Here is a 21179-nt window from a genome sequence, read left to right on the forward strand (position 1 = left end):
TCCAACTTTCAGATCGTATTCCGAAGGAGAACTTTTATCGTAGGCTCGGTGAAACACTCGACATGCAGTTTTTATACCGAGACACCAGCAACCTTCATGGCAAAACAGGCAACCCATCGATCGATCCCGTTGTGTTCTTTAAGTTAATGCTGACCGGTTATTTGGAGAACATCACTTCAGATCGGCGTCTGGTAGAGCACTGCTCGATGCGAATGGACATTCTTTACTTTTTAGGCTATGATATTGATGAGCAGCTGCCCTGGCATTCGACTATCAGTAGGACCAGGCAACTGTATCCAGCCACTGTTTTTGAAAGTCTATTCGACAAGGTTTTCGCTATGTGTGTTAACAAAGGAATGGCCAGTGGACATACTCAGGCCCTGGATTCCGCACCAATCAAAGCTAATGCATCAATGGAAAGTCTTGAGTTAAAAAGGCCATTTCAATCTGTCAAGAGCCACTTTGAGAATGTGATTGCTGAAAATCAACAACAAACAGTCACTACCCTAACTTCGTCGGTCGGGTTGATAACTGCTCGCCCGCATCATCTCAGGCGCATGAAATCTCACCAGGAAAAACTTCGCGAAAACCCCGTTCGTGCCAGCGGCGCTTCTCACGAAAAAGCACAGCTGTTTAGTAATAAGACACATTACAACCCCCACGACCCAGATGCACGTATTTCGGTAAAGCCTGGCAAAGCAAGAAAGCTCAACTATCATTGCAGTATGGTAGTCGATACAGGCCAGGGGGTAATCAGCCATATACAGGCAGACTTTGCAGATGGAAGAGATAGTCAGTATTTGCTAGCGATGACTGAAAAGGTCGAAAGCCGACTAAAGGAGAATGAACTGCGAATTACAGAGCTGCTAGCAGATGGTGGTTATTCCAACGGTTACAATTACGAATTCTTAGAATTACGGAATATCACACCATGGATACCTGTTTTTGGCAAGTATAAACCGGAAAGGGAATGGGTTACCTACAACAGGAAAGAAGATGTCTTCATTTGCACCATGAATAAGAGAATTCTATTTAAAGGCTTTGACCGGACTTCCGATGGACAGCCCATAAAGAATTACCGAGCATCTAAAAAGGATTGCATTCCCTGCATTCTCAAAGATTCCTGTACCCCCAAGTCCCTATTTAAAAGAATATTCACGACAACTTATGAGGACTATTACCATAGAGCTCATGAAAGGCAACACACCAGGCAAGGCAAACAAATGAAACGATTGCGACAGAGTACAATAGAGCCGGTCTTTGGAAGCCTGGTCCATCACTACGGATTAAGTAAAATCAACGTCATAGGAAAGATCGCGGCCCACAAGGTGATGCTGATGTCAGACATATGCTTCAACCTTAAAAAGTACCTCAAAACATTTAATAGGAAACTGGTGCACGATGCCGCAAAAGAGGTCATAGATTACTCTAATGCTATATTCTTGACGCCTTTGGATCGCTTTGAGTTGACTTCGTAAATTCCCGGAAATTACATGTTGAAATTCACTCACCTAGAAATCTCCTGCCAGTTCCGCAACAGCCACGGTCGTTTTTCTGTACTCTGCCAACAGGTCGCCACCCGCTTACTTCCCTGCCCAAATATGCGGTTTGGCAGTACATATTAGTGGTACATGAATTCTAATTACAGTATATTGCTTGCATAGGGGTTAAAATGTAACATTAGATGATTTTCGGCTACATACGGGTATCGAAAAGTGAGCAGAACCAGGACTTGCAATTTGATGCACTTAGAAAGGCTGGCTGCGAGAAGATTTTTCATGAGAAGGTGTCGGGTGCTTCAACGGAAAGGCCCGAGTATGCAAAGATGGTTTCGGAGTTGCGGAAAGGAGACGTCATTGTAGTTTGGAGAATTGACCGACTGGGCCGGGCCACCTATGAGCTAATCAAACTGATGGTAGAATGGAAGGAACTGGGAGTTGACTTCCGAAGTATTTCAGAAGGCATTGACACTTCCACAAAAATGGGAAGACTATGGTACATGCTCAGTTCTGTTTTTGCCGAAAATGAAAGGGAAATATTGATGGAGCGTACTGTAGCTGGAATCGAGGCGGCGCGTGCTAGAGGCAGGGTAGGAGGAAGACCAAAGGGGCTGACTAAAAAATCAAAGGAACTAGCCGGTCTAGCAGCCACGTTGTATCAGAGTAAGAAGTATACGACAAAGCAAATATGCGATCAGTTGAAAATAGGAAGTAAGGCTACGTTGTATAAATATCTTCGACATGAAGGAATAAAAATCGAAGGGTGGGACAGAATAGAGCAAGAGCTAAGGGATTAAGTCTGCGGGAATATTAAATATTTTAGGAAATTGCCGAATAAACAGCTTGATACGATGGCGCAAAATAACGTTTCGGATTTTATTTATTTTGATAATAATGCAACGACACGAGTAGATCCGAGCGTGTTTTCAGAGATGATGCCGTTTTTTTCTGAAATGTATGCAAATCCCGCAAGTAGCCATAACTCTGGGTTGCAAGTCAAAAAAGCAGTAGAAGCTGCAAGACAGCAGGTTGCAGGTTTAATAAATGCAAACGTTGATGAAATTGTCTTCACGTCGGGAGCTACGGAAGGAATAAATTTTGCTCTCAAAGGACTGGCATTCGCGAGCCAAGGCAAAACACATATTGTAACAAGTATAACTGAGCATAGTGCGGTAATTGATACATGCAAATACCTCGAGAAAATCGGATATAGCGTGACTTATTTGAATGTCAATCGAAATGGTGAGATCGATTTAGGTGAGCTTGTAGCCTCTTTGCGTCCTGAAACACTCGCTCTATGTTTTATGTGGGTTAACAATGAAACTGGCGTTATTAGCGACGTGAAGAAAATATACGAAATTGGAAGAGCAAACGGTATATACACGATTTGTGACGCAACTCAGGGTGTAGGGAAAATGGAGTTGGACGTTCGAGAATTTGCTGACATTACGATTTTTTCTGCCCATAAGATGTATGGACCCAAGGGGATTGGTGCGGTTTATGTTTCGCACGACATCGGAAAAAGAGGTAAAATACAGAGTATTATTGACGGAGGTGGGCACGAGCATGGTCTGAGAAGTGGAACTTTAAATGTTCCTAATATCGTAGGATTTGGTGCGGCGTGCGGAATAGCAAATGCCGAGATGACAACAAACGAAAGGAACATCTCGCGGCTAACGTACCTGCTGGAGAGCGAATTACTAAGATTGCCTGGCGTTAAAATTAACGGTGCTGCCGCAAATCGCCTGTATAATACTGTTAACTTTTGTAAAAAAGACCTGGACGCAAACATCTTTATAGCGAAGCACTCCAATCTTGCCGTGAGCAATGGTTCAGCTTGTACGTCGCAGTTGATTCAACCTTCACATGTCCTTACCGCTATGGGATTGACAAACGAAGAGGCATGGAGTAGCTTGCGCGTTTCTTTAGGTAAGTGGAATACCGACCAGGAAATTAAGCGATTTATCAACTGTTTATAATTTTATTAGGCAACTAATTGCCTTAAATTCTTTTCTTCACATTTTTTTAAAAGTGTAATTACCTCATTTATGTGCTTGAATCGCTTCGTTTTAGAATAATTAAGCATCGTTCTAATAAGGCTGTAGATACTACTATTCTTAATGAGAAAATCACTCTCAGAGATTGACCCGATCGGGGCATTATGTTGAAAGATATACCAAAAAACTTTTCCTAATTGGAAAATGTCAGATTGGTGATCAATTTCGAAATTATGTCTGAAATCATATCCCTTTCCCTCACACAAATACTTGTTCATTGCTTCTGGAGATATCCAACCTTTCGGGCCAATAAAATCAGCCATGCTATCTAATTGGTCGGTAGTATTCCTCTCGTTTATCAGGCCTAGGTCACCAATTTTCCATCGATCACCAATCATAAAAATGTTATCAGGTTTTATGTCTCTATGATAGTAACCTAACGAGTTAAGCTCCTTTAGTCCTTCACTGAGGCTTAGACAAAGGCCTAATTTCTCTTCCGTGCCCATGTTTACGTGGTTTTGCTCAATATAACTTTTGAGGTCATTTTGCGCGAACTCCATTGTGTAAAATAAATGGTCGTCGAAACGACTTCGATCTTTCACATTTCGAACTCGGCAGATTCCAAATTGAAATATGTCTATTACATTTTGAAAACTATTTCTTTTGCAATTGAACAGAGATTCAATTTCTTTTTTGAACCTCTTTTCTGGCCTATTGCTTCCGAATTTCTGAATCGGATATTTTGAAATTTTCAAGATTTTATCTGGTTCTGAATAATCAGGGTCGTCAGTATCAATTGATTGACTTTCAAATAAACGCAAAACAATAGAGTTTCCTCCCTTGTTACCCGATGATGCTCCGAGATAAGTATAGAAATAACTTAGCTTGTCAATTTCAATAAGATTTTCTTGCGGCTTAAGTGTATCAATATCAACAGGATATTTTTGGCCAAAATTTTTGAGCACCCCGTTTAGGAATGTTGCATTATCTGGAAAGTTAAACTTCAAGTCATATGTCATTTGAGCAGAGGGTCAAGAAATTAATGGATCAACATTTAAGAGGATATACGGACCTACTTCCTTCACTTCCACCTTATCTTGACCGAAAACTTCCACAAGATAATTTAGTACATCATTTAAGTCATCATTCTCGTCAAGATTTATGTTTTCGAGCATAGATTTAAAGAATCGTAGCCGACTTTCCCTTGCACTTTTAGAATTTGACTGAGTCACACAATTTATTGCGTAGGCTTTCAAGGCTTCACATTCTTCATTGGACGGCCGAATCATTTGCCTGTTTTCTTGATCATTTCCGTCCAGAACAAGGAGTATTTTATATTGGTACAAATTGACATCAAAGGAGTCATCTGATTCGTGAAGAAAGCAGAATAGTGTATAGAAGTCGTTTTTTTGCTTATACCTTGTCTTTGCTATCGGGTAATATTCATTGCATTTTTGAATCTTGTCGATTACGGCCTTAAATAATGAACATGCAACTTCATATTCTTGTTCAGATATGTCCGACTCAAACAAATCAGCCACGACGCGTCGTTTATCTTTCGAAACACCGATAATAAGGTATCCAAGAAGTTCTTCGATGAATGCCCGGTCATTCATCCTTTTTGTGGCTGTTTCAGTAAAGAGATTTAGGTCGATAAGATTTTGATATGTTAATACTTCATTCGCTAATTTAAGGAAATTAGTATCATGGTATTCCGACTTGTTGGATTCCGCTGTGTTAACATGCACCCCTTTCTTGTTAATGAGGACGTAAAATTCCTTTAATGAGTCATCCGCGGAGAGATTCTTTATTTCGATGACAGGTATTTTGTAGTTAAGAAACGATTCTTGATTTATGCCTTTAAATGACGCATTTCCAAATTTTTTAGATGCAGTAATTGCTCCTGTAATGAATCGGAAAATTGTTTTTGTACGTTGTTGGCCATCGACCATTTCGTACCTTTTGTCATCTTTCTGGTAAAGAAAGAGTGCTGGTAGAGGATATCCTCGTAAAATTGTATCTATGAGCTCCCGCTGGTTTATGGGAGACCATATGAAATTTCTTTGATATGAGGGATTCAAATCGATCTTTTCATTTTTTACCAGATCGTATAGGGTCTTGATTGTATATTCTACAATATTATATTCCATCTATGTTTTTATTATATGACTTATGTTATATGAAGCAACTTGCACATCCTTCACCTTCGCTTTCGGCTAGAATGTCTACAAGTAATGATGACCCTGTTTTCTCCCTGCTTCGCTCTAATTTTTTGAGATAATCTTGTTTAATTTTCTCCACTCGTTCCGGTTCTCGCAGCTGTTCCAATGATTCGTCCTGCATCCATGTATACCCGTCTTTCTCATATTGCATAGCTTGTCCATAGAGTTCAGGATGTTGTTCTAGCAGCCAAACCCATTCGATCTTTTGTTGATAGAAGCAGAAGAAGCAGCCAGAGCGGCTTCTCGCATATTTACCATTTTTTGTTGCCGTATTGAATTCAAGTTCTTTGTAATATTTTGGGATTCCGATTCCAGAGTCTTCAAGTATTTGGAAAATGTTTTCTCTATCGAGATTATCTTCATTGTTGAGTAAAGGGAAAGACGTGTCTCCGGCTAGTGGGTAGTCAGTGGTCTTCAAATATCCATATATTAGTTCATTCGTTCCTTTTATGCTTGATTCAAGTAGTTGTGACACTTTTGTGTCTAGGGTATATCGAGGTGACACGGGTTTTCTTACTATTTCGATAAGTTGCTCTTCGATATTCTCAAGATTAAGGCTCATGAAGATTTCTTCAAGTAGCGAAATGTTTTGGTTCCCGAACGCCTTCATAGTGACATCTTCGCTCCAAATATTTCTCCGAAATGGGAATATCGATTGAATATTCGATTTTTTCGAGATATATCCTTCACGGTTTTCATCTCCTCTTATTCCAACGTATGAAATAACCAGGTCATCACCTACGAAACGTTCAAATGGTTCTAATTTTAATTTGTTGGTACACCAACGAGCTTGTGAGGAGGGTAAGAATCCTCCATACATCTTAAGGAAATGGTCGAATGGTGTTTCGTGGCTATTGCTTGCTGCGGAAAGTCTTATAATTTTTTTACCTAAGTAAATTTCTAAATCTTCGATCAAGCGGTATGTTTCATCTAGCTCTTTGCCGGTGTCTGAGGTATAATATTCAATGTCTAAGTCTGGGTAGTTGTTCCGCATGTAGATTGCAAGGGCTGCGCTATCTTTGCCCCCAGAAATGCCAAGTAGGTGTCTTACTTTCTTCTTCATTCCATTAATTGTTTAAGCAGAAGCGTTAAAGCAGCAATATTCACTGTTTTGTCACTTCCGAGAGTTTGACGGAGGGTTTCGGTAGTCAGTTCGACTTCAGACTGTTTAGATTTCGGGAATCTAATCAATTTTTTATTATTTCCGTCCAAGAAACTGTTGATTTGTAGATCATACACTACCTCATTTTCTTGATCTATGTCGCTGGATGAGATTGTCGTTAGAGAATCAAGACTGTGTACAATGTCCTTAAATTTATTATACAGGGTCAATTCGTCATGGTCGCTGAATTTTGACAATTGTTTCCCCACTAATGTTTGGGCGAGTGAGCTTAACCAAGCAGTTCGATCTTCAAGACTTGAGTAGAGCCGTTGGATGAAAATCTGCTGATGGTTAACCAGTAGGCTTCTGTTTAGGTTTGAAAATCTCGATTGCAAGGCTTGCTTATAAGATGTGGACGAACCCGATATTGAGTTGATGTCTTTTTCTATGAACTGTTCGAAGCGCTGAATTAAACTGTCGTAGCTTGTCCGGAGCTCCTTTATTGATTCTTGGAGAGAGTCAATGAATCCATTTAGCTCATTCGTGGAAGACTGTATCCCATCTAGCGTGAAGCCGAGAGCCCTGGGTAGGTCCTCAAAGAAAGTTCTTTCAGGATCCGTCGACAAGGAAATGGCTGTTCTAACAGCAATGGCTTGTTTTGTTAATCTTTTAGTCAGCTTACTATATTCTGGTAGTTCTCGATAGAATGTCAGAAATGGCCGAATAGTTTCAATAAATAGCGTAGTTGTGACCTTATCTCGCTCTTGCTGATTTATTATATTTCGATACTTATTAAATAGATCAAGTTTTATCCCGTTTATATCAAAGGCTTTAATTTCAAAGTCTTTCGGATATTTCGATATTAATTCAAGACTGTCGTCAGTGAGGTAGGGAATATATGTACCCCGGCTAAATAGGGCAAAGTCATCCCGCCTAGTGAATAGATACGTTGGAATCCAGAAGTCAATAAGGCCCTGTTTTAGTTTAAATGGACTATGCGCCAAAGTGTCAAATAGAGCGGAAACATTTTGCTTCGTCACTTTTGACCTTTCCAGAAATAGGTCGGACGCTTCCCAAACTGCATCAAACGATGATTTCTCAGGCAGATCTCTCCAGTTTCGACCGTCAATTAATGCTTTATCAATGCCACTTCGTAGCTTCAATGCCAAATAGATAGTTTTCTCCGGCGGAAACTTATCTGCCGGAAAGCCCAGTAGCGGACTATTCCAATCTTTAACAAGTGAACGAAAATAGCTTTTTTTAGCTGAATAAATGGAACTTGATAATTTGTGTTTGTTTACTAATTCGTTGACAAAAACTGGCGTACTTTTATAGACTTCTTGGCACACTTTGGATAACATCTGATTAAATTGCCTTTTCGACGATACTTCGTAGATTTTTCCATTGTAAATCCATGAAATATGAGATGAAGGTAATTTATAGCTTTCCGACACGTACTTGGTTAGTAAATCTTGGTGGTACTCAATATTTGTTTTTAGCTCTCTTGCAATATATTTATCCTCACTATTTTCTTCAATAATGATCTTCATTTTTTCAATTTCAAGCAACATCGATTTAATTTCCGTGGAGTTGTGAAATTGACCGTAAATTATTGCATCTCGCACCGTTCTAGATTTTTCTAATAGCTGTTCGGTACTTAGGTCAGCCTCAAAAAGTAGATTAACGTATCCGTCGATTTCGCCACTGGGCTCTTTTGTAAGCACTTTTTCAGATATCACATATTCAAACATACGTGGTGTACCTGTTATGTAGGTAACTTCTTTAGCTATCACGTACGGTACATTCACATTTGATATCAACTTTTGGCTAACGTCTATTGCTTTGTCTATCTTCGCTTCCGCATCAACTAACGCCGCATGGAGATCCAAATCCGTTCCTTCAAAAATAACATAACGGTTAGAATAAGTTCGAAAATATATGATCTTATTCTTTTCTAACTCGTTTACTAGTGATATTCCATCTGATATTCCTAATGAAATTTTTGAATATTTGTTTAAAAAATCTTTGTCAAGTTTACTCCCTTGCTTACCGGTAATCGCTAGAATTCCAATAGTTTTCACTATTTTTTGATATTCATCGATCTTGTCAATAAACGTAGTTTCTATCCTTGAGAGACAATTTTTAATCGACGCCCAAATACTATAATCGGGGTTGTATTTTGAGTTGATAAAAGAGTAGAAATTGTGATACAAGTAATCATATACTTCGGATAAGCCATAGAAGCCGTTGCCACTTCCTATATGAAGTTTCAGGGCGGTACTGTCATTGGCTTCTAGAAAGTAAAAAAGTGAGCGTTCGTTTTGTCCGTAGCGTTGTAAACAAATTGTAAGCGCCGTTGACGAGAAAACGTCCAGTGGATACAATTTCTCAGCTATCTGGGTAATGTATTCTAGGTTAAAATCAAATGGATTTGTCCGCCTATATAGGGATATTAAATTTTTAACGTCATCTTCATCGGCTTTCTCAAATTGACTATTGATGAGTTCTGAGGCGATATAGAGTAGTTGCTCGATAGGTTCATTAAATAATATCTCTTTGAACCGACCTCTTACTTTATTCCAATCCTGCCGCTGTTTTTGGCTCAGTTCGGTTGAATAGGCATCAAAATTTTGATGAACAGCGGTGATTAGAAGGATATTATTTTTCGGATGATTTATAAACTCTACAAATTCTTGTATGAAATATAGTTCTTGGTCTGGATTGTTTTTGCATGCATATTCGATAAATTTTCCAAACTCGTCTATTAATATTACCTGTGCATCCCCGAAGCTTCTTTTGCTCGTAATGGATTTGAAGATATCTTCGTTTTTTTCATAGACAGTTTCTTGATCCAATTGGTCCACAAGTGCGTCTTTGAGCGACTTATATTCTCCTACAATATTAAGGCAAGATATTTCTTGTCCGCGAAATATATCTACGTCGAAGTAAGGTTTTTTTCCGGTTACAGATTGTTGAAAAGCTGCTAGGTATGATGACTTTCCTGAGCCGTAGGTTCCAATAATATTGAATGCGTGAATTCCTGTATTAATGTCGCTGGCTAGCTGTTCCGTTATTCGGTTTGCATTAGGCGTTGTGATGTAGTTTAGCTCTCTTTCACTGTCCCTAACAATGTTTGTAGATGGTGTGAACTTAAAAGCCATAGTAGATGTCAAGTATTGTAAATTTATTTGGTTTATTTTTAATTTGTAACTCTGCTATTCCTGCGTTTTCTGAATATGACAGCTCGAATATTTTTAGTTTATCATTTCTGGATATTTTTGATAGCCGTTTTGATAGTTCTTGTTGATTTATTGCGAATATGTTTCCAGGGCTATTAGTTTCTTGCGCAATTGATCTAAGGCTAATTGAATCTTTAAATGTTTCATTATCTACGATACTATACAGTAGAAGTTCATCTGAGATATTCGCGTCGTGGGGGTGGTTTATATGGTATATTGTTGACTGGAATCCATCGTCGCTCCGCCTTGTCTCGGATTTCAAAAGGTGTAGATCTGTTAACAATGACGTGAATGCTTCTTCAGGGTCCTTTTCATTTTTATTTGGAGTTTTGTATGTCTTTACGAAGATATCGAAATCGTTGGATAACGTATTTATATTTATGGTGGATGCGATTTGTAGTTGGGTTGCTTTCATTTGAACATATGCTAAGAAGTGTTCTTTTTTGAACTCGGGTCTTTCCTGCCTCATTTCATTGAAAATAAGGTGAAAGGTCGTAGCAAAGTTCTTCTTAATGAGATGATAATGTAGTAACCACAAGGACATTTCGTCTTCAAGGAAGGGATCCCTTCCTATATCGCTGTCAAGAAGGTATGTTCCAAACTCAGTTAGTGCACTGTTTTTGTCGAGTAGGTCAAATGCTTTCATCCAGTATGCTATTGAAGCTACCATGTTTTTCCCGACGCCGAGTTCTACGACCGCGGTTGCATCGTTAAAGGAGCAGCCTCTTTTGAGAAAATCATAGCCTTTTTTAAGCCATAAATTTCGGCATTGGAAGGTTTCGTGCCCTGAAAATGTAAGTTTAGTGTATTGACCTTCAGCTAATTCCATAATTTGTGACTTTGGCTCGGTAATAGTGCCTCGCTGTAAAATACGCGAATTTCTGCCGAATACCGGTATTTGGTGTTCGGTGCTTTCGCTGTTTTTCATGTCGCGCAAGGAAATCGTATTTCTTTTTGTCTTTGCTGGTAGTGGGTGTTATTGCTTGGATTTGCTTGTTACTAAGTTCGTATTTGTTGTCTTAGAATAAGTTAAGGTGTGATGTGGTTGAATGATCATTTCCCAGTGGTTGCAAATTCTCATATTTCCAGAATTCAAACTTGGGTTTTCCATCCGGCCTTGGCTTCTTTCCTCTGACGCTGAAAACGGTATGAGCATCCAGCAGCTCAGAAGGCAAGCAGTAGTCAAAAACGGCCTGCATGTCATCTTCGGAGAAATCCTCTGAAACCCAGAACTGCTCTAATTCTGGCGTCAAAAACAGCGGCATCCGGTGACGGAACTCTCCGTCGTTGTGGATACTCGCCATCAGCTCGTTCGCCGACCGGGTGAGCATCCCAAAGCTGCCGATTTGTATCTTTTCACCAGCTGGTCCGATGGATTCAAACAGTTGATAAAGCCCGGGCAGGAACTGGATTTTACGGTCTTTTGGCCAGATGTAGTAGGGGACTTTCTGGGCCCATCCCTGGATTGCCCGATGCTCATAGGTGCCGGATACGGGGATAAGACAGCGGTTCGTGCGAAGCTTATACCAAAATGATCGCTTGTCCTCTAAGACGCGCTCTGAGCGCATATCGGCCATCCGGATGCGTTTTTTCTTGCGCTCGACTGGGTCTTTCTCGTAGACAGGATCCACCGACCATTCCATTTCTGAAAGGATCAACTCGCTACCTTGCCGCGAGATGATCGGGTATTCAGGGAAGCCAAAGGAAAGCACATGGTCGCCGCCTGGCGGGATCAGGCTGACGCGCTGGTCTTTAACCTTGGGAAAGATCTCTTTGGTCAGCTCAATATCGCTGTGAAGGGATATATCGTAACAAAGTTGACGCCGGAACAGGAATGAAATCATGGGTGCTTATTTTATCATTTCATAGGCGTCAAACTCGTGCTCGGGCCCGTTTGCCGTCACAGTTGCTTTCAGCCTTCCGAATTTGAGATCCAGGTGAATGACGATCGCATCGTTGGAGCTGATCGGCATGTGGGCTTTGATGTAAGATATCATATTTCGTTGGTACAATTTAATCATTTTCTTGCTCCATGATTCTTCCCGGAAGGTGCAAAGGAATAGGCTGTATTTGGGGTCATTGATCAGGGCCGTGATCTTTTCGATATCAGCGGAGAGGCTCAGCAGTTTTCCTTCCTTTTCAGCGAGCTGGACCGCATGCGCTTTCCCTGGTTTTTCATCTTTGTAGGGGGTTGCCATAAAGCCATGACCTTCTTTGATCCCCGGCCAGTTGAAGCGCTGCAGGACAATGAAGTGGTTGCCATGCTGGGTGATGCGCCGGATCATGGGCAGGTTCAGGATTTCGAAAGGGTTATAAGCTGCTACCATCGTTAATGGAAGTTACGGCCGGAAGGAAAGATTTCCAATTGCACGGGCTTCTTTCTAACCTGGGTTTTACGGTTAACTGACTGGGAGACATATTCATCTTTTTCATCAGCGCGCGAGAGCGTCATTACATCAGGATCTTCATCCTTCTGGTTGAGCTGACGAAGCAATGACGACATATCATAGCAGCGCCGGACGACCACATGGATCACTTCCCCTTCGATTTGTAGCTTTCCTTCCACCATCAAAAGCCGAGAGCGCAGGATCTCCTTTCTGAATTTCTCAAAAAGGCTCTGAAATACTACCAGGTTGGCCACACCCGATTCGTCCTCGATGGTGATAAAGCAAACCCCACCGGCAGTGCCTGGCCGCTGGCGCACGAGCACAAGGCCCGCCACCCGGACAAAGTTCCCATCCCGGAACTTGGAAAGATCGGCTGTCGGGACTGCCCGTTTGGCGGCAAGCTCACCACGCACGAATGAAACCGGGTGCGCTTTCAACGAAAGCGAGGTTGACATATAATCCTGGACGACGTGCTCTGAAAGCGAGAGCTTGGGCAGCTCGACTGGGGCCTCGAACTCGCTGGCCGATTGCTGGCCTTTGAAAGCGCCCATTGGCCGGTCGGAAAGGGCAGATGCTTCCCACATGGCCTTCCGTCTGTCCATTCCCATCGATCGGAAAGCGTCCGCGTCCGCGAGCCTTTCTAGCGCCCCTTGGGAGACACCCACATCGCGCATGAAGTGGATAGCTGTGTAAGGCTCGGTCCGACCAGCGATCAAAGCCGCAACATCCTGCTCAGAGAGGCCTTTGACCTGACGGAAGCCGAGCCTGACGGCCCTATATTTCCCTTCTGGTTCTTCCAAAGTGTTATCCCACTTGGAAATGTTCACATCCACCGGCCGGACCTTCACCCCATGCTTTTGGGCATCGATCACAATCTGGGAAGGCTGGTAGAAGCCCATCGGCTGGGAGTTCAAAAGCGCTGTCGCGAACACATCAGGGTAATAGCATTTCATCCAGCTGGATACATAGACTAAAAGCGCGAAGCTCGCCGCATGGCTTTCAGGGAACCCGTAGCTACCAAAACCTTCGAGCTGCTTGAAGATCCGCCGTGCATACTCTTCCGTATAGCCACGTCCGGTCATGCCGTCAATCAATTTCTTCTCAAACTGGGTGACAAGCCCGCTGAGCTTGAAGGTCGCCATACTTCGGCGGAGCTTATCTGCTTCGGCAGGGGTGAAGCCAGCTGCAACGATCGCGATCTTCATGGCCTGGTCCTGGAACAGGGGCACGCCCAGCGTCCGGCCTAAAATATCTTCCAGCTCCTTGGAAGGGTATTCGACGGGCTCTTCCCCGTTTCGACGCCTCAAATACGGGTGCACCATATCCCCCTGGATCGGGCCGGGACGGACGATGGCCACTTCAATCACCAAGTCATAAAAGTTCTCCGGCCTGAGCCTGGGCAGCATCGACTGCTGGGCCCGGCTTTCGATCTGGAAAACCCCGATCGTATCAGCATGCGAGATCATCTCATAGACGGCAGGGTCATCCTGCGGCACTGTGGCCAGCGTGTAGGTTTTACCGTAATGGTCTTTTAAAAGGTCAAAGCCTTTGCGGATGCATGTTAGCATGCCCAAGGCAAGCACATCGATTTTCAGAAAGCCCAGCGTATCGATATCGTCTTTGTTCCATTCGATATTGGTCCGGTCTTCCATTCTCGCGTTAATGATCGGGCACAGGTCTGTGATCTTGCCTTGCGTGATCACAAACCCGCCGGTATGCTGGCCCAGTTGGCGCGGAAAGCCCATGAACTGGCGGGTCAGATCCAGCACTTTTAAAAGGTGCGGGTCATTGGCGTTAAAGCCCTGGTCTGAAATGCGCTTTCCTTCAAACCATTCGTCGGTAAACTCCCAGATCGAGCTGGACAGCTTGTTGATTGCATCGACAGACATTCCCATCGCTTTGGCTACATCGCGCACAGCGCCTTTCTGATGCAGCTGGGTGACAGTGGCTACGATTGCCGAGCGGTCACGGCCATACTTCTGGTAGATGTACTGGATGACTTCTTCTCGCCGCTCGTGCTCAAAGTCCACGTCGATATCTGGCGGCTCGTTTCTGGCTGACGAGATAAAGCGCTCAAACAAGAGATCAAACTTGGTAGGATCCACGCTGGTAATCCCAAGACAGAAACAGACCGTCGAATTGGCCGCTGAGCCGCGCCCCTGGCACAGGATGCCGCGCTCACGCGCAAAGCGGACAATATCGTACACCGTCAGAAAGTAAGCGGCATAATCCATCTCGGCCACAAATTTGAGCTCATGCTCAATCGCAGTCACTACCTTCTCTGGCAGGGGCTCCCCTTAAAAATCTTTGGCCCCTTTCCAGGCCAGGTAAGTCAGCTCCTGCTGCGGGGACCGGTCGCCACCGGTAATCTCTTCGGGGTAGACGTATTTAAGGGTATCCAGCGAGAAGGTGCAGGCTTCGGCGATCTCCTGTGTGCGGGCAATGGCATCCGGATACCCGCGAAAGATCCGCAGCATCTCGCCCTGGTCTTTCAAATGGCGCTCCGCGTTTTGGTGCAGCCGGAAGCCGGCATTATAAATCGTGCATTTCTCACGCACGCAGGTAACGATGTCTTGCAGCTGACGGCGCTCAGGGTGATGGTAATGCACATCGTTGGTGGCGACCAGCGGGATATCCAGCCGCTTTGAGATTTCAGAGAGGCGGAAAAACTTTTTGACATCGCTTTCCACATACGAGCGGGTAGCCGAAAGATAAAGCTCGCTGCCGAGCTCCGACCGGTACTCCCGCAGCGCCCTTTCAAAGCCCGGCTCAAAGTCAAAGGAGGCATTCAGCGTCAAGGGCGCGACAGCGATGAACTTGATCCCTTCGGCTGCCCCGTATACATCGCGCCGGTACAAATCGCATTTCCCTTTTTCGGTCCTTCGGTTGCCCAGCGACAGAAGCGCCGAAAGGCGCGCATAAGCGGCTTTATCAGTAGGGTAGGCTAGAAGGCTTGGCCCATCGATCAGATCGAGCCTTGCGGCCGGGATGATCTCAAAGCCCTTACCGCGTGCGGCCGAATGTGCGCGCACGATCCCTGCCAGCGTGTTGCGGTCAGTGATCGCTATTTTCTTGTAACCATAGTGGATGGCCTGGTCTACGAGCTCTTCGGGATGTGAAGCGCCCCGGAGAAAGCTGAAATTGGTCGTTACCTGTAATTCGGTGTACTGCATGGCATTAAGAGGGTTTTTATGCGAAAAAGCCGTGGATGAACCACTCTGGGTTAGTCTCTTCTCCATAATGGCCAAGGCGGAAGATCCAGTAGCGGCCTCCTTGCTCGTCTTCTACTGCGTAGTAGTCGCGGTGTAGCCCGTCAGATATCCACCATTCCTGTTCGATGCGGCTTGGCCCGTCTGCTTTCTTGATCCGGTGGATGTCGCCCTTGTAGCGGAAAAGCATCGGCGGGTAATCCGGAACGGGTGCAGAGACGATGATCCGCTCTGGCTCGGCCAATAGCTGCACCGGCCGGTGCTGGTCGGTCCGCCAGTCGGTCTGCGACTGATCAGTCAAAGACACCGCTTCTGTAATGGCCCGCTCCGGCCAGTGGTGCTCGGCGGGAAGGTAGCGGTGGATGACATCGGAGCCAGCTCGCGCGCTCAGCCGGTCAAGCAGCTCCGCGATGGCTGTCATCTTGTTGGCACTGCTTAAATCCCAGAGCGTTTCCTGGGCGTTGCCTGAAGGCTCGATGACTGGCGCTTCCATGACAAAGAGCTCAATGCCCAGGGCGGGCTCGATGCTGGCAATTTTTAGCTCGAAGAGCTTAAACATATGCGAGGCGCTGCATGAGGGCCCGCTGGTACCGATTGCAACTTGCTGGATCTCCCCATCAATCCGGTAGCAACGCAAAATGGCCTGCCTAGCCCCCTTGCCATCTTTGACCAGGCGCGCGCATAGCATTTCAAGCAGCTTCTGTATGGCGATCTCGATACCGGTTGCCGTCCGGATCGGCTCCAAACTCGATAGCCTTTCCTGATAGGGCTCCATAGGGCAGACCGGCTCAAAGGCCTCTTGAGAATTGCCCAGGGCTTTTCCGATTTGATCGAGCGTGCCCTGGCCAAACCTGCGACGCAGCACCGAAGGCGGCATGTAGATAAAGCTCTTGATCTGATATAAGCCAAGTTTCTGCATTTTCTCGACGACAGCCGCTTCCAGCCGCAAAGCGTGTGGCGGCAGCTGCAAGAGCGCTGCGAGCTGCTCGCCGGGCTCGATGATCGGGAAAGCGCGCGAGTAGCGGGACACTGCCCAGGCCGCCCCGATCGTATCAGCCATCGCAGTCCGGACATCATAGCCTGAGGCTTTGAGCCGTGAGGCGATGTCTTTCAGGTAAGCGGTTTCGCTTCCCCACAGGTGCGCGCAGCCGGTCACGTCCAGGATCAGCCCATCAGGCAGGTCCACTGCCACTAGCGGCGAGTAGCGGATCGCCCATTCGGCCAAGGCCAAAAGCAGCTTTTCTGCCAGTAGCGGATCATAGTCGAGTACTTCCAAATCTGGCTGCACCGCGCGCGCATCAGCCAGCACCATTCCAGCCTCAATGCCCAGTTTTTGCGTGTCGCGGCTGGCGGCTTTGACCAGCATGCGCCCGCGCTCTTTGGCCGCCAGAACGAAAGGCTTTTCAGCCAGCTCTGGCTGCCGGAGCAGAACCCGGTCCACCAAAAGGTGCCGGAACCATATAGCCACATATCTTTTCATCTTCTCACAATGCTTTCTATCCGGCCTTTGATATGTACTCTTCTGCCAGCACAGGCTGGCTGATCATCTCGAAGCTGCCATCACGGAACTCCAAAGGCCAGCTGCCTGGCTCGCCACTGCGTACTTTCTCGATCGTTACCTGCCAGCGTGGAAAACCAATCCCAGGCAATACCTGATCTGCCCCCCCCGGAAGCGGGCTGATCCGCCACCGGCAAACGGCGGCAACGGGACCCGAAAGGCGGGGCGAAACCCTGTGCAAAAGTCCTGTTACCTTACTTTCTTCGACAGCGAGCTGTAACCTTCTGGATTCAGTAAGGTTGAGCTCCTTGATCTCGCCTATGACAGCTGAGAGCGCATCGCATTTGAGCGCTTCCTCTATCGCCCACAACAGGTCTTTGTCTTTTTTCAGGTCTACGAAGATCACCCGGTCAGGCGTTACGCCGAATTGGCTTAACGCGAACGGGTAAACATTCCGGTGACGGCCCACCCAGACGCACAGCCCGTCCTCTTTCATCATCTTACCGGCCAATGCGGCCATAAAGCCGGATGTGGCCGCAGTCTGCTCCGGGCTATTACTTACAAATTCGTGCATGCCCACCCGGGGGAACACCCCTTCCGGGAAAGCTTTCATGACCGGCCCAAGGCCGAAGTCGTCGTGTTTAACGCCCAACGCTGGCGCACGGAAACCCTGCAAAGAGAGGATATCGCTTCGCAGCCTTGCAACCAGCTCACTTTTTTTCAATGCAGTTTCCATAATTCATTTGTTTTATTATCTTTGATATTATAAGTATCAATGATGTGATTTCAATAATAACATTATGCCATGACAAGCGCAAAACTTTTTTTTGGTAGCAACATCCGGTTTCTGCGGGAGCGAAGGAAATTAACGCAGGAAGATTTCGCAGAGCGGCTGGGCGTCACCCGCGTCAAACTTGCTGCCATAGAGGGCGGAAGGACAGAAAGCCCGTCAGCGGTAGACCTGATCAAATTCTCGGATTTCTTCGGGCTTTCGATCGACAATCTTTTCCGCGTTGACCTCAGAAGGGTAGGGGAGCTGCCACTCCGAGAACTGGAAGCGGGGAACGAGCTCTACATGAAAGGGACGAACCTTCGCGTGCTGGCCATCTCGACAGATAAAGCCAATAAGGAAAACGTCGAGTATGTGCCGGTAAAGGCCAAGGCAGGTTACCGGAGCGGGTATGCCAATCCCGAATACATTGCCTCGCTGCCCAAGTTTTCAGTGCCAGGCCTTCCGCAAACGGGAACGTTCCGAATGTTTCCTACGACAGGGGACTCGATGCTGCCGGTGCCCGAGGGCGCAGACATTATCTGCCGGTATGTCGAAGACTGGACAATGCTCAAACCTGGGACGCTATGTATTGTGATCCTGGATGGAGAGCAGGATTTTGTCTTCAAGAAAGTGACTGTTTTACCAGAAGGGAAGAAAATCCATCTGGAATCACTAAATCGGGCTTATGAGCCCTACGACGTCAGCGCCGGTGATGTCATTGAAATCTGGAAGTTTCACAGCTACTTTTCCAAGGATGTGCCGGAAAGGGTGTCGGAGGTGCAGCATATTTCGCAGACGATGGACACAATTTTAACGCAGCTAAAAGAAATTCATCAGAAAATTGATATAAAGCCTGATGCCCCCGTGCTCTGACCGTGAACATAATGGCCGGTTGCCGGAGCATCTGTGAATTACAGACAATAAGATAAGAATCGGTCTGTTTGGCGAATTTACCAAACATTTTTTTAATGACTCTAGGGACATTGTCTCTGCAAGCAAGTTTTTGGGAGGGTCTGGTAAGTGAGCGTAGTCAAGCAATATTCAAAGAATATACATTCTTTTTTTGAGCTATTACTCCTAATATTGCAATCCGAATTTCTAAGGCTTTCGGTGGAAAGCCTGGTTTCTGGCAACGGATGCAAGGAGGATACGACCTTCGAAAAGCTGAACGGCAATTCGAAGCTAATCCAATTGAGATCAACAGATTTCAACTCGCATAGAAATTTGCTGTTCTGAATTTAAGTTACTACCATAGTTGACAAAGTATTGGTCTATAATAAGTGAGTAAGTGTAAAAAAAAAAGAGATGACCCTTTTCGAAAGACTAAAGCAAGCGAGTAGTGAAGAAGACGTTAAAGATGCATATATCAAGGCATTAGGTTTAAAAAGCTATCGAAAAAATATTGTCGATATTCAAACCAAAGAAGTTTGGTTTGAAGCTAAGCACAATTCAAAAAAGACATTGTATGAAATGTTTACACAGTTAATGCATTACGTACAACAAGCTTTAAATCAGGGTCATGAAATCCCTCCGTACTTAATAGTGATGGATACGCAAAAGGCTGCAATCATGAAGAGTTCTGATGTTTTGCCATTTTTAACAAAAAGAACTATTAAATGGGGTAAATCGGCAAGTGGTTATACGCCTGAGGCACTTGACGCAATATCAGCACATATCGGGACTTTCTTTGTTTCGTTTAAAATAGAAAATGACGAAGAAGAATTTATTAACACTGTAAAAAATGCAATCACGAACGGAGACATCATTCGCACGCAAATTACGCCCGACAATCTTAAACAAGTGTTTGACAAATGGGTGAAAATGATTGGGAGTGAAATAAGGGGCATAGAGAAAGAAAAATATGCCCTTCTATTTTTTGCCGATATAATGCATGACGGATCCGCATCTACTCATGATCATTTAACTGCCGCGTTATTGCATAAAGACGGTGCGGCAGTTTTTAGTTTGGGAGGACAAATATATGAACTGGGCAATAAAGCTGGCTACAGACAGTTTTGGGCAATCTATCATAAACCTCCTAAAGCTGAATATCGCAATTACCTCCTTGAAAGGCGAGATAGTTTAATTCCAATTGATGAACGTAGTTTTAAAGGTGCTTTCTATACACCGTTGAAGGTTGTGGATAAGGCATATGATAAACTAACTGAATCGTTGGGAAAAAATTGGCAACGAGATTACATAGTCTGGGACATGTGCTGCGGTGTTGGCAACCTTGAAGTTAGACATAGTAATCCACGCAATATTTATATGAGTACATTGGATCAAGCCGATGTTGACGTCATGAAAGCCACAAAAACTTGTGTAGCTGCACAGCGATTTCAATATGATTATCTCAATGATGACATTAATGTTTTCGGTCAAATAGACTATACCATCACCAACAAACTTCCTGAGGGACTTAGGAGTGCAATTTCTGCTGGAAAGAAGGTTCTTGTTTTGATCAATCCTCCCTATGCGGAATCTGGTGAAAACGTTGGGAATGATGCCAAAATAGATGTAGCAAAAACACAAGTTGCTAAAAGCATGAAAAGCTACGGATATGCAACGAGAGAACTATTCGCTCAATTCCTCGTACGTATATCGAGAGAGTTACCTAATGCAACACTTGCAATATTTAGTAAAATGAAATACATTAACTCTTCAAATTTCGAACTGTTTAGAAATCAATGGAATGCTAAATACTTAGGTGGCTTTGTTGTTCACAGTAAGGCTTTTGACGGGTTAAAAGGGGACTTCCCAATTGGTTTTTTAGTTTGGCAGACGAACCACACGTCTACTAATAGGTATATTATCGAAGAAATTACGACCGACGTTCTCGACAAAAACGTGCTTCCCATTGGCGCAAAAAAGTTTATAAACGTTCCAAGTGAAAATTTATTAAGTAATTGGATAAAGAGGCCCAAGGCTAATAAAGAGGATGTTATCCCTTTGAAAAATGCAGTTTCCCCGGCTACCGCGAGTAAAGACGTTAGAGGTACAAAGTGGGCGGAAAATGCAATCGGTTGTCTAGTTATAAAGGGGCCGGACTTTCAAAATGCTGGAACTCAGGCTATTGTTTCGTCTGGTTATGGAAGTGCAGGAACTATTTTCGTTACCACCCAAAATATATGGCAAGTTGCTATTGTTTTTGCTGTTCGTAAGTTGATTAGGCATACTTGGCTAAATGATAGAGACCAATTTTTGAAGCCAACCGGATTTTTATCAGATGAATTTAAAATGATTGCTTAGTATGG

The 21179-nt window shown here is 44.5% G+C and carries 16 protein-coding genes; 5 read left to right on the top strand and 11 right to left on the bottom strand.

Going from position 1 to position 21179, the window contains the following annotated elements; translation table 11 throughout:
- From LZD49_RS34295 to LZD49_RS34305, 3 genes are all read left to right on the top strand, one after another.
- On the top strand, nt 1-1478 hold a 1478-nt coding region (locus LZD49_RS34295), incomplete at its 5' end, for an IS1182 family transposase (RefSeq protein WP_234673007.1).
- A 206-nt stretch (nt 1479-1684) separates the two neighbouring features.
- Nucleotides 1685-2296 carry a recombinase family protein gene (locus LZD49_RS34300; protein WP_234673009.1) on the top strand — a complete coding sequence of 204 codons (612 nt, stop codon included), beginning with the start codon at nt 1685-1687 and terminating at the stop codon, nt 2294-2296.
- Nucleotides 2297-2350: 54 nt separating this feature from the next.
- On the top strand, nt 2351-3478 hold the full coding sequence (locus LZD49_RS34305) for a cysteine desulfurase family protein (protein ID WP_234673011.1): 1128 nt from the start codon (nt 2351-2353) through the stop codon (nt 3476-3478).
- A 5-nt stretch (nt 3479-3483) separates the two neighbouring features.
- On the opposite strand, the gene LZD49_RS34310 is transcribed toward LZD49_RS34305, so the two are convergent.
- The 11 genes from LZD49_RS34310 to LZD49_RS34360 form a co-directional block, all read right to left on the bottom strand.
- On the bottom strand, nt 3484-4503 hold the full coding sequence (locus LZD49_RS34310) for a protein kinase family protein (RefSeq protein WP_234673013.1): 1020 nt from the start codon (nt 4501-4503) through the stop codon (nt 3484-3486).
- Between the two features lie 24 nt (nt 4504-4527).
- Nucleotides 4528-5646, bottom strand: coding sequence for a DUF262 domain-containing protein (locus LZD49_RS34315; RefSeq protein ID WP_234673015.1), 1119 nt, complete (start codon nt 5644-5646; stop codon nt 4528-4530).
- A 25-nt stretch (nt 5647-5671) separates the two neighbouring features.
- Nucleotides 5672-6781, bottom strand: coding sequence for a phosphoadenosine phosphosulfate reductase family protein (locus tag LZD49_RS34320; RefSeq protein ID WP_234673017.1), 1110 nt, complete (start codon nt 6779-6781; stop codon nt 5672-5674).
- Entirely contained in the window at nt 6778-9981 is a 3204-nt protein-coding gene (locus LZD49_RS34325) for a hypothetical protein (RefSeq protein WP_234673019.1), read from the bottom strand. Before LZD49_RS34325 ends, LZD49_RS34320 begins: the two co-directional genes overlap by 4 nt.
- Nucleotides 9971-10888, bottom strand: coding sequence for a DUF4007 family protein (locus tag LZD49_RS34330; protein ID WP_234673021.1), 918 nt, complete (start codon nt 10886-10888; stop codon nt 9971-9973). The genes LZD49_RS34325 and LZD49_RS34330 overlap by 11 nt, the downstream gene beginning before the upstream one ends.
- A 190-nt stretch (nt 10889-11078) precedes the next feature.
- A complete protein-coding gene (locus LZD49_RS34335; RefSeq protein ID WP_234673023.1) occupies nt 11079-11903 on the bottom strand; it encodes an SOS response-associated peptidase in 825 nt (274 codons plus the stop codon).
- A 6-nt stretch (nt 11904-11909) separates the two neighbouring features.
- Entirely contained in the window at nt 11910-12386 is a 477-nt protein-coding gene (locus LZD49_RS34340; RefSeq protein WP_234673025.1) for a hypothetical protein, read from the bottom strand.
- 2 nt (nt 12387-12388) lie between these two features.
- Nucleotides 12389-14734, bottom strand: a complete 2346-nt coding sequence (locus LZD49_RS34345) for an error-prone DNA polymerase (RefSeq protein ID WP_255721450.1) — start codon at nt 14732-14734, stop codon at nt 12389-12391.
- 9 nt (nt 14735-14743) lie between these two features.
- Entirely contained in the window at nt 14744-15619 is an 876-nt protein-coding gene (locus LZD49_RS34350) for a PHP domain-containing protein (RefSeq protein ID WP_234673029.1), read from the bottom strand.
- 16 nt (nt 15620-15635) lie between these two features.
- Complete coding sequence (locus LZD49_RS34355) at nt 15636-17135, bottom strand: DNA polymerase Y family protein (RefSeq protein ID WP_234673031.1); 1500 nt, start codon at nt 17133-17135, stop codon at nt 15636-15638.
- 16 nt (nt 17136-17151) lie between these two features.
- On the bottom strand, nt 17152-17889 hold the full coding sequence (locus LZD49_RS34360; protein WP_234673033.1) for an ImuA family protein: 738 nt from the start codon (nt 17887-17889) through the stop codon (nt 17152-17154).
- Nucleotides 17890-17958: 69 nt separating this feature from the next.
- Between LZD49_RS34360 and LZD49_RS34365 the strand changes: the two genes are divergently transcribed.
- Nucleotides 17959-18798: a LexA family transcriptional regulator gene (locus LZD49_RS34365; protein ID WP_234673035.1), complete on the top strand. Its 840-nt coding sequence runs from the start codon at nt 17959-17961 to the stop codon at nt 18796-18798.
- A 432-nt stretch (nt 18799-19230) separates the two neighbouring features.
- The gene (locus LZD49_RS34370) at nt 19231-21174 is read left to right on the top strand and encodes a hypothetical protein (protein WP_234673036.1); all 1944 of its coding nucleotides are present in this window, start codon (nt 19231-19233) and stop codon (nt 21172-21174) included.
- Nucleotides 21175-21179: the final 5 nt, after the last annotated feature.

It is taken from the genome of Dyadobacter sp. CY261, assembly GCF_021440085.1.
Classification (GTDB): Bacteria; Bacteroidota; Bacteroidia; order Cytophagales; family Spirosomataceae; genus Dyadobacter.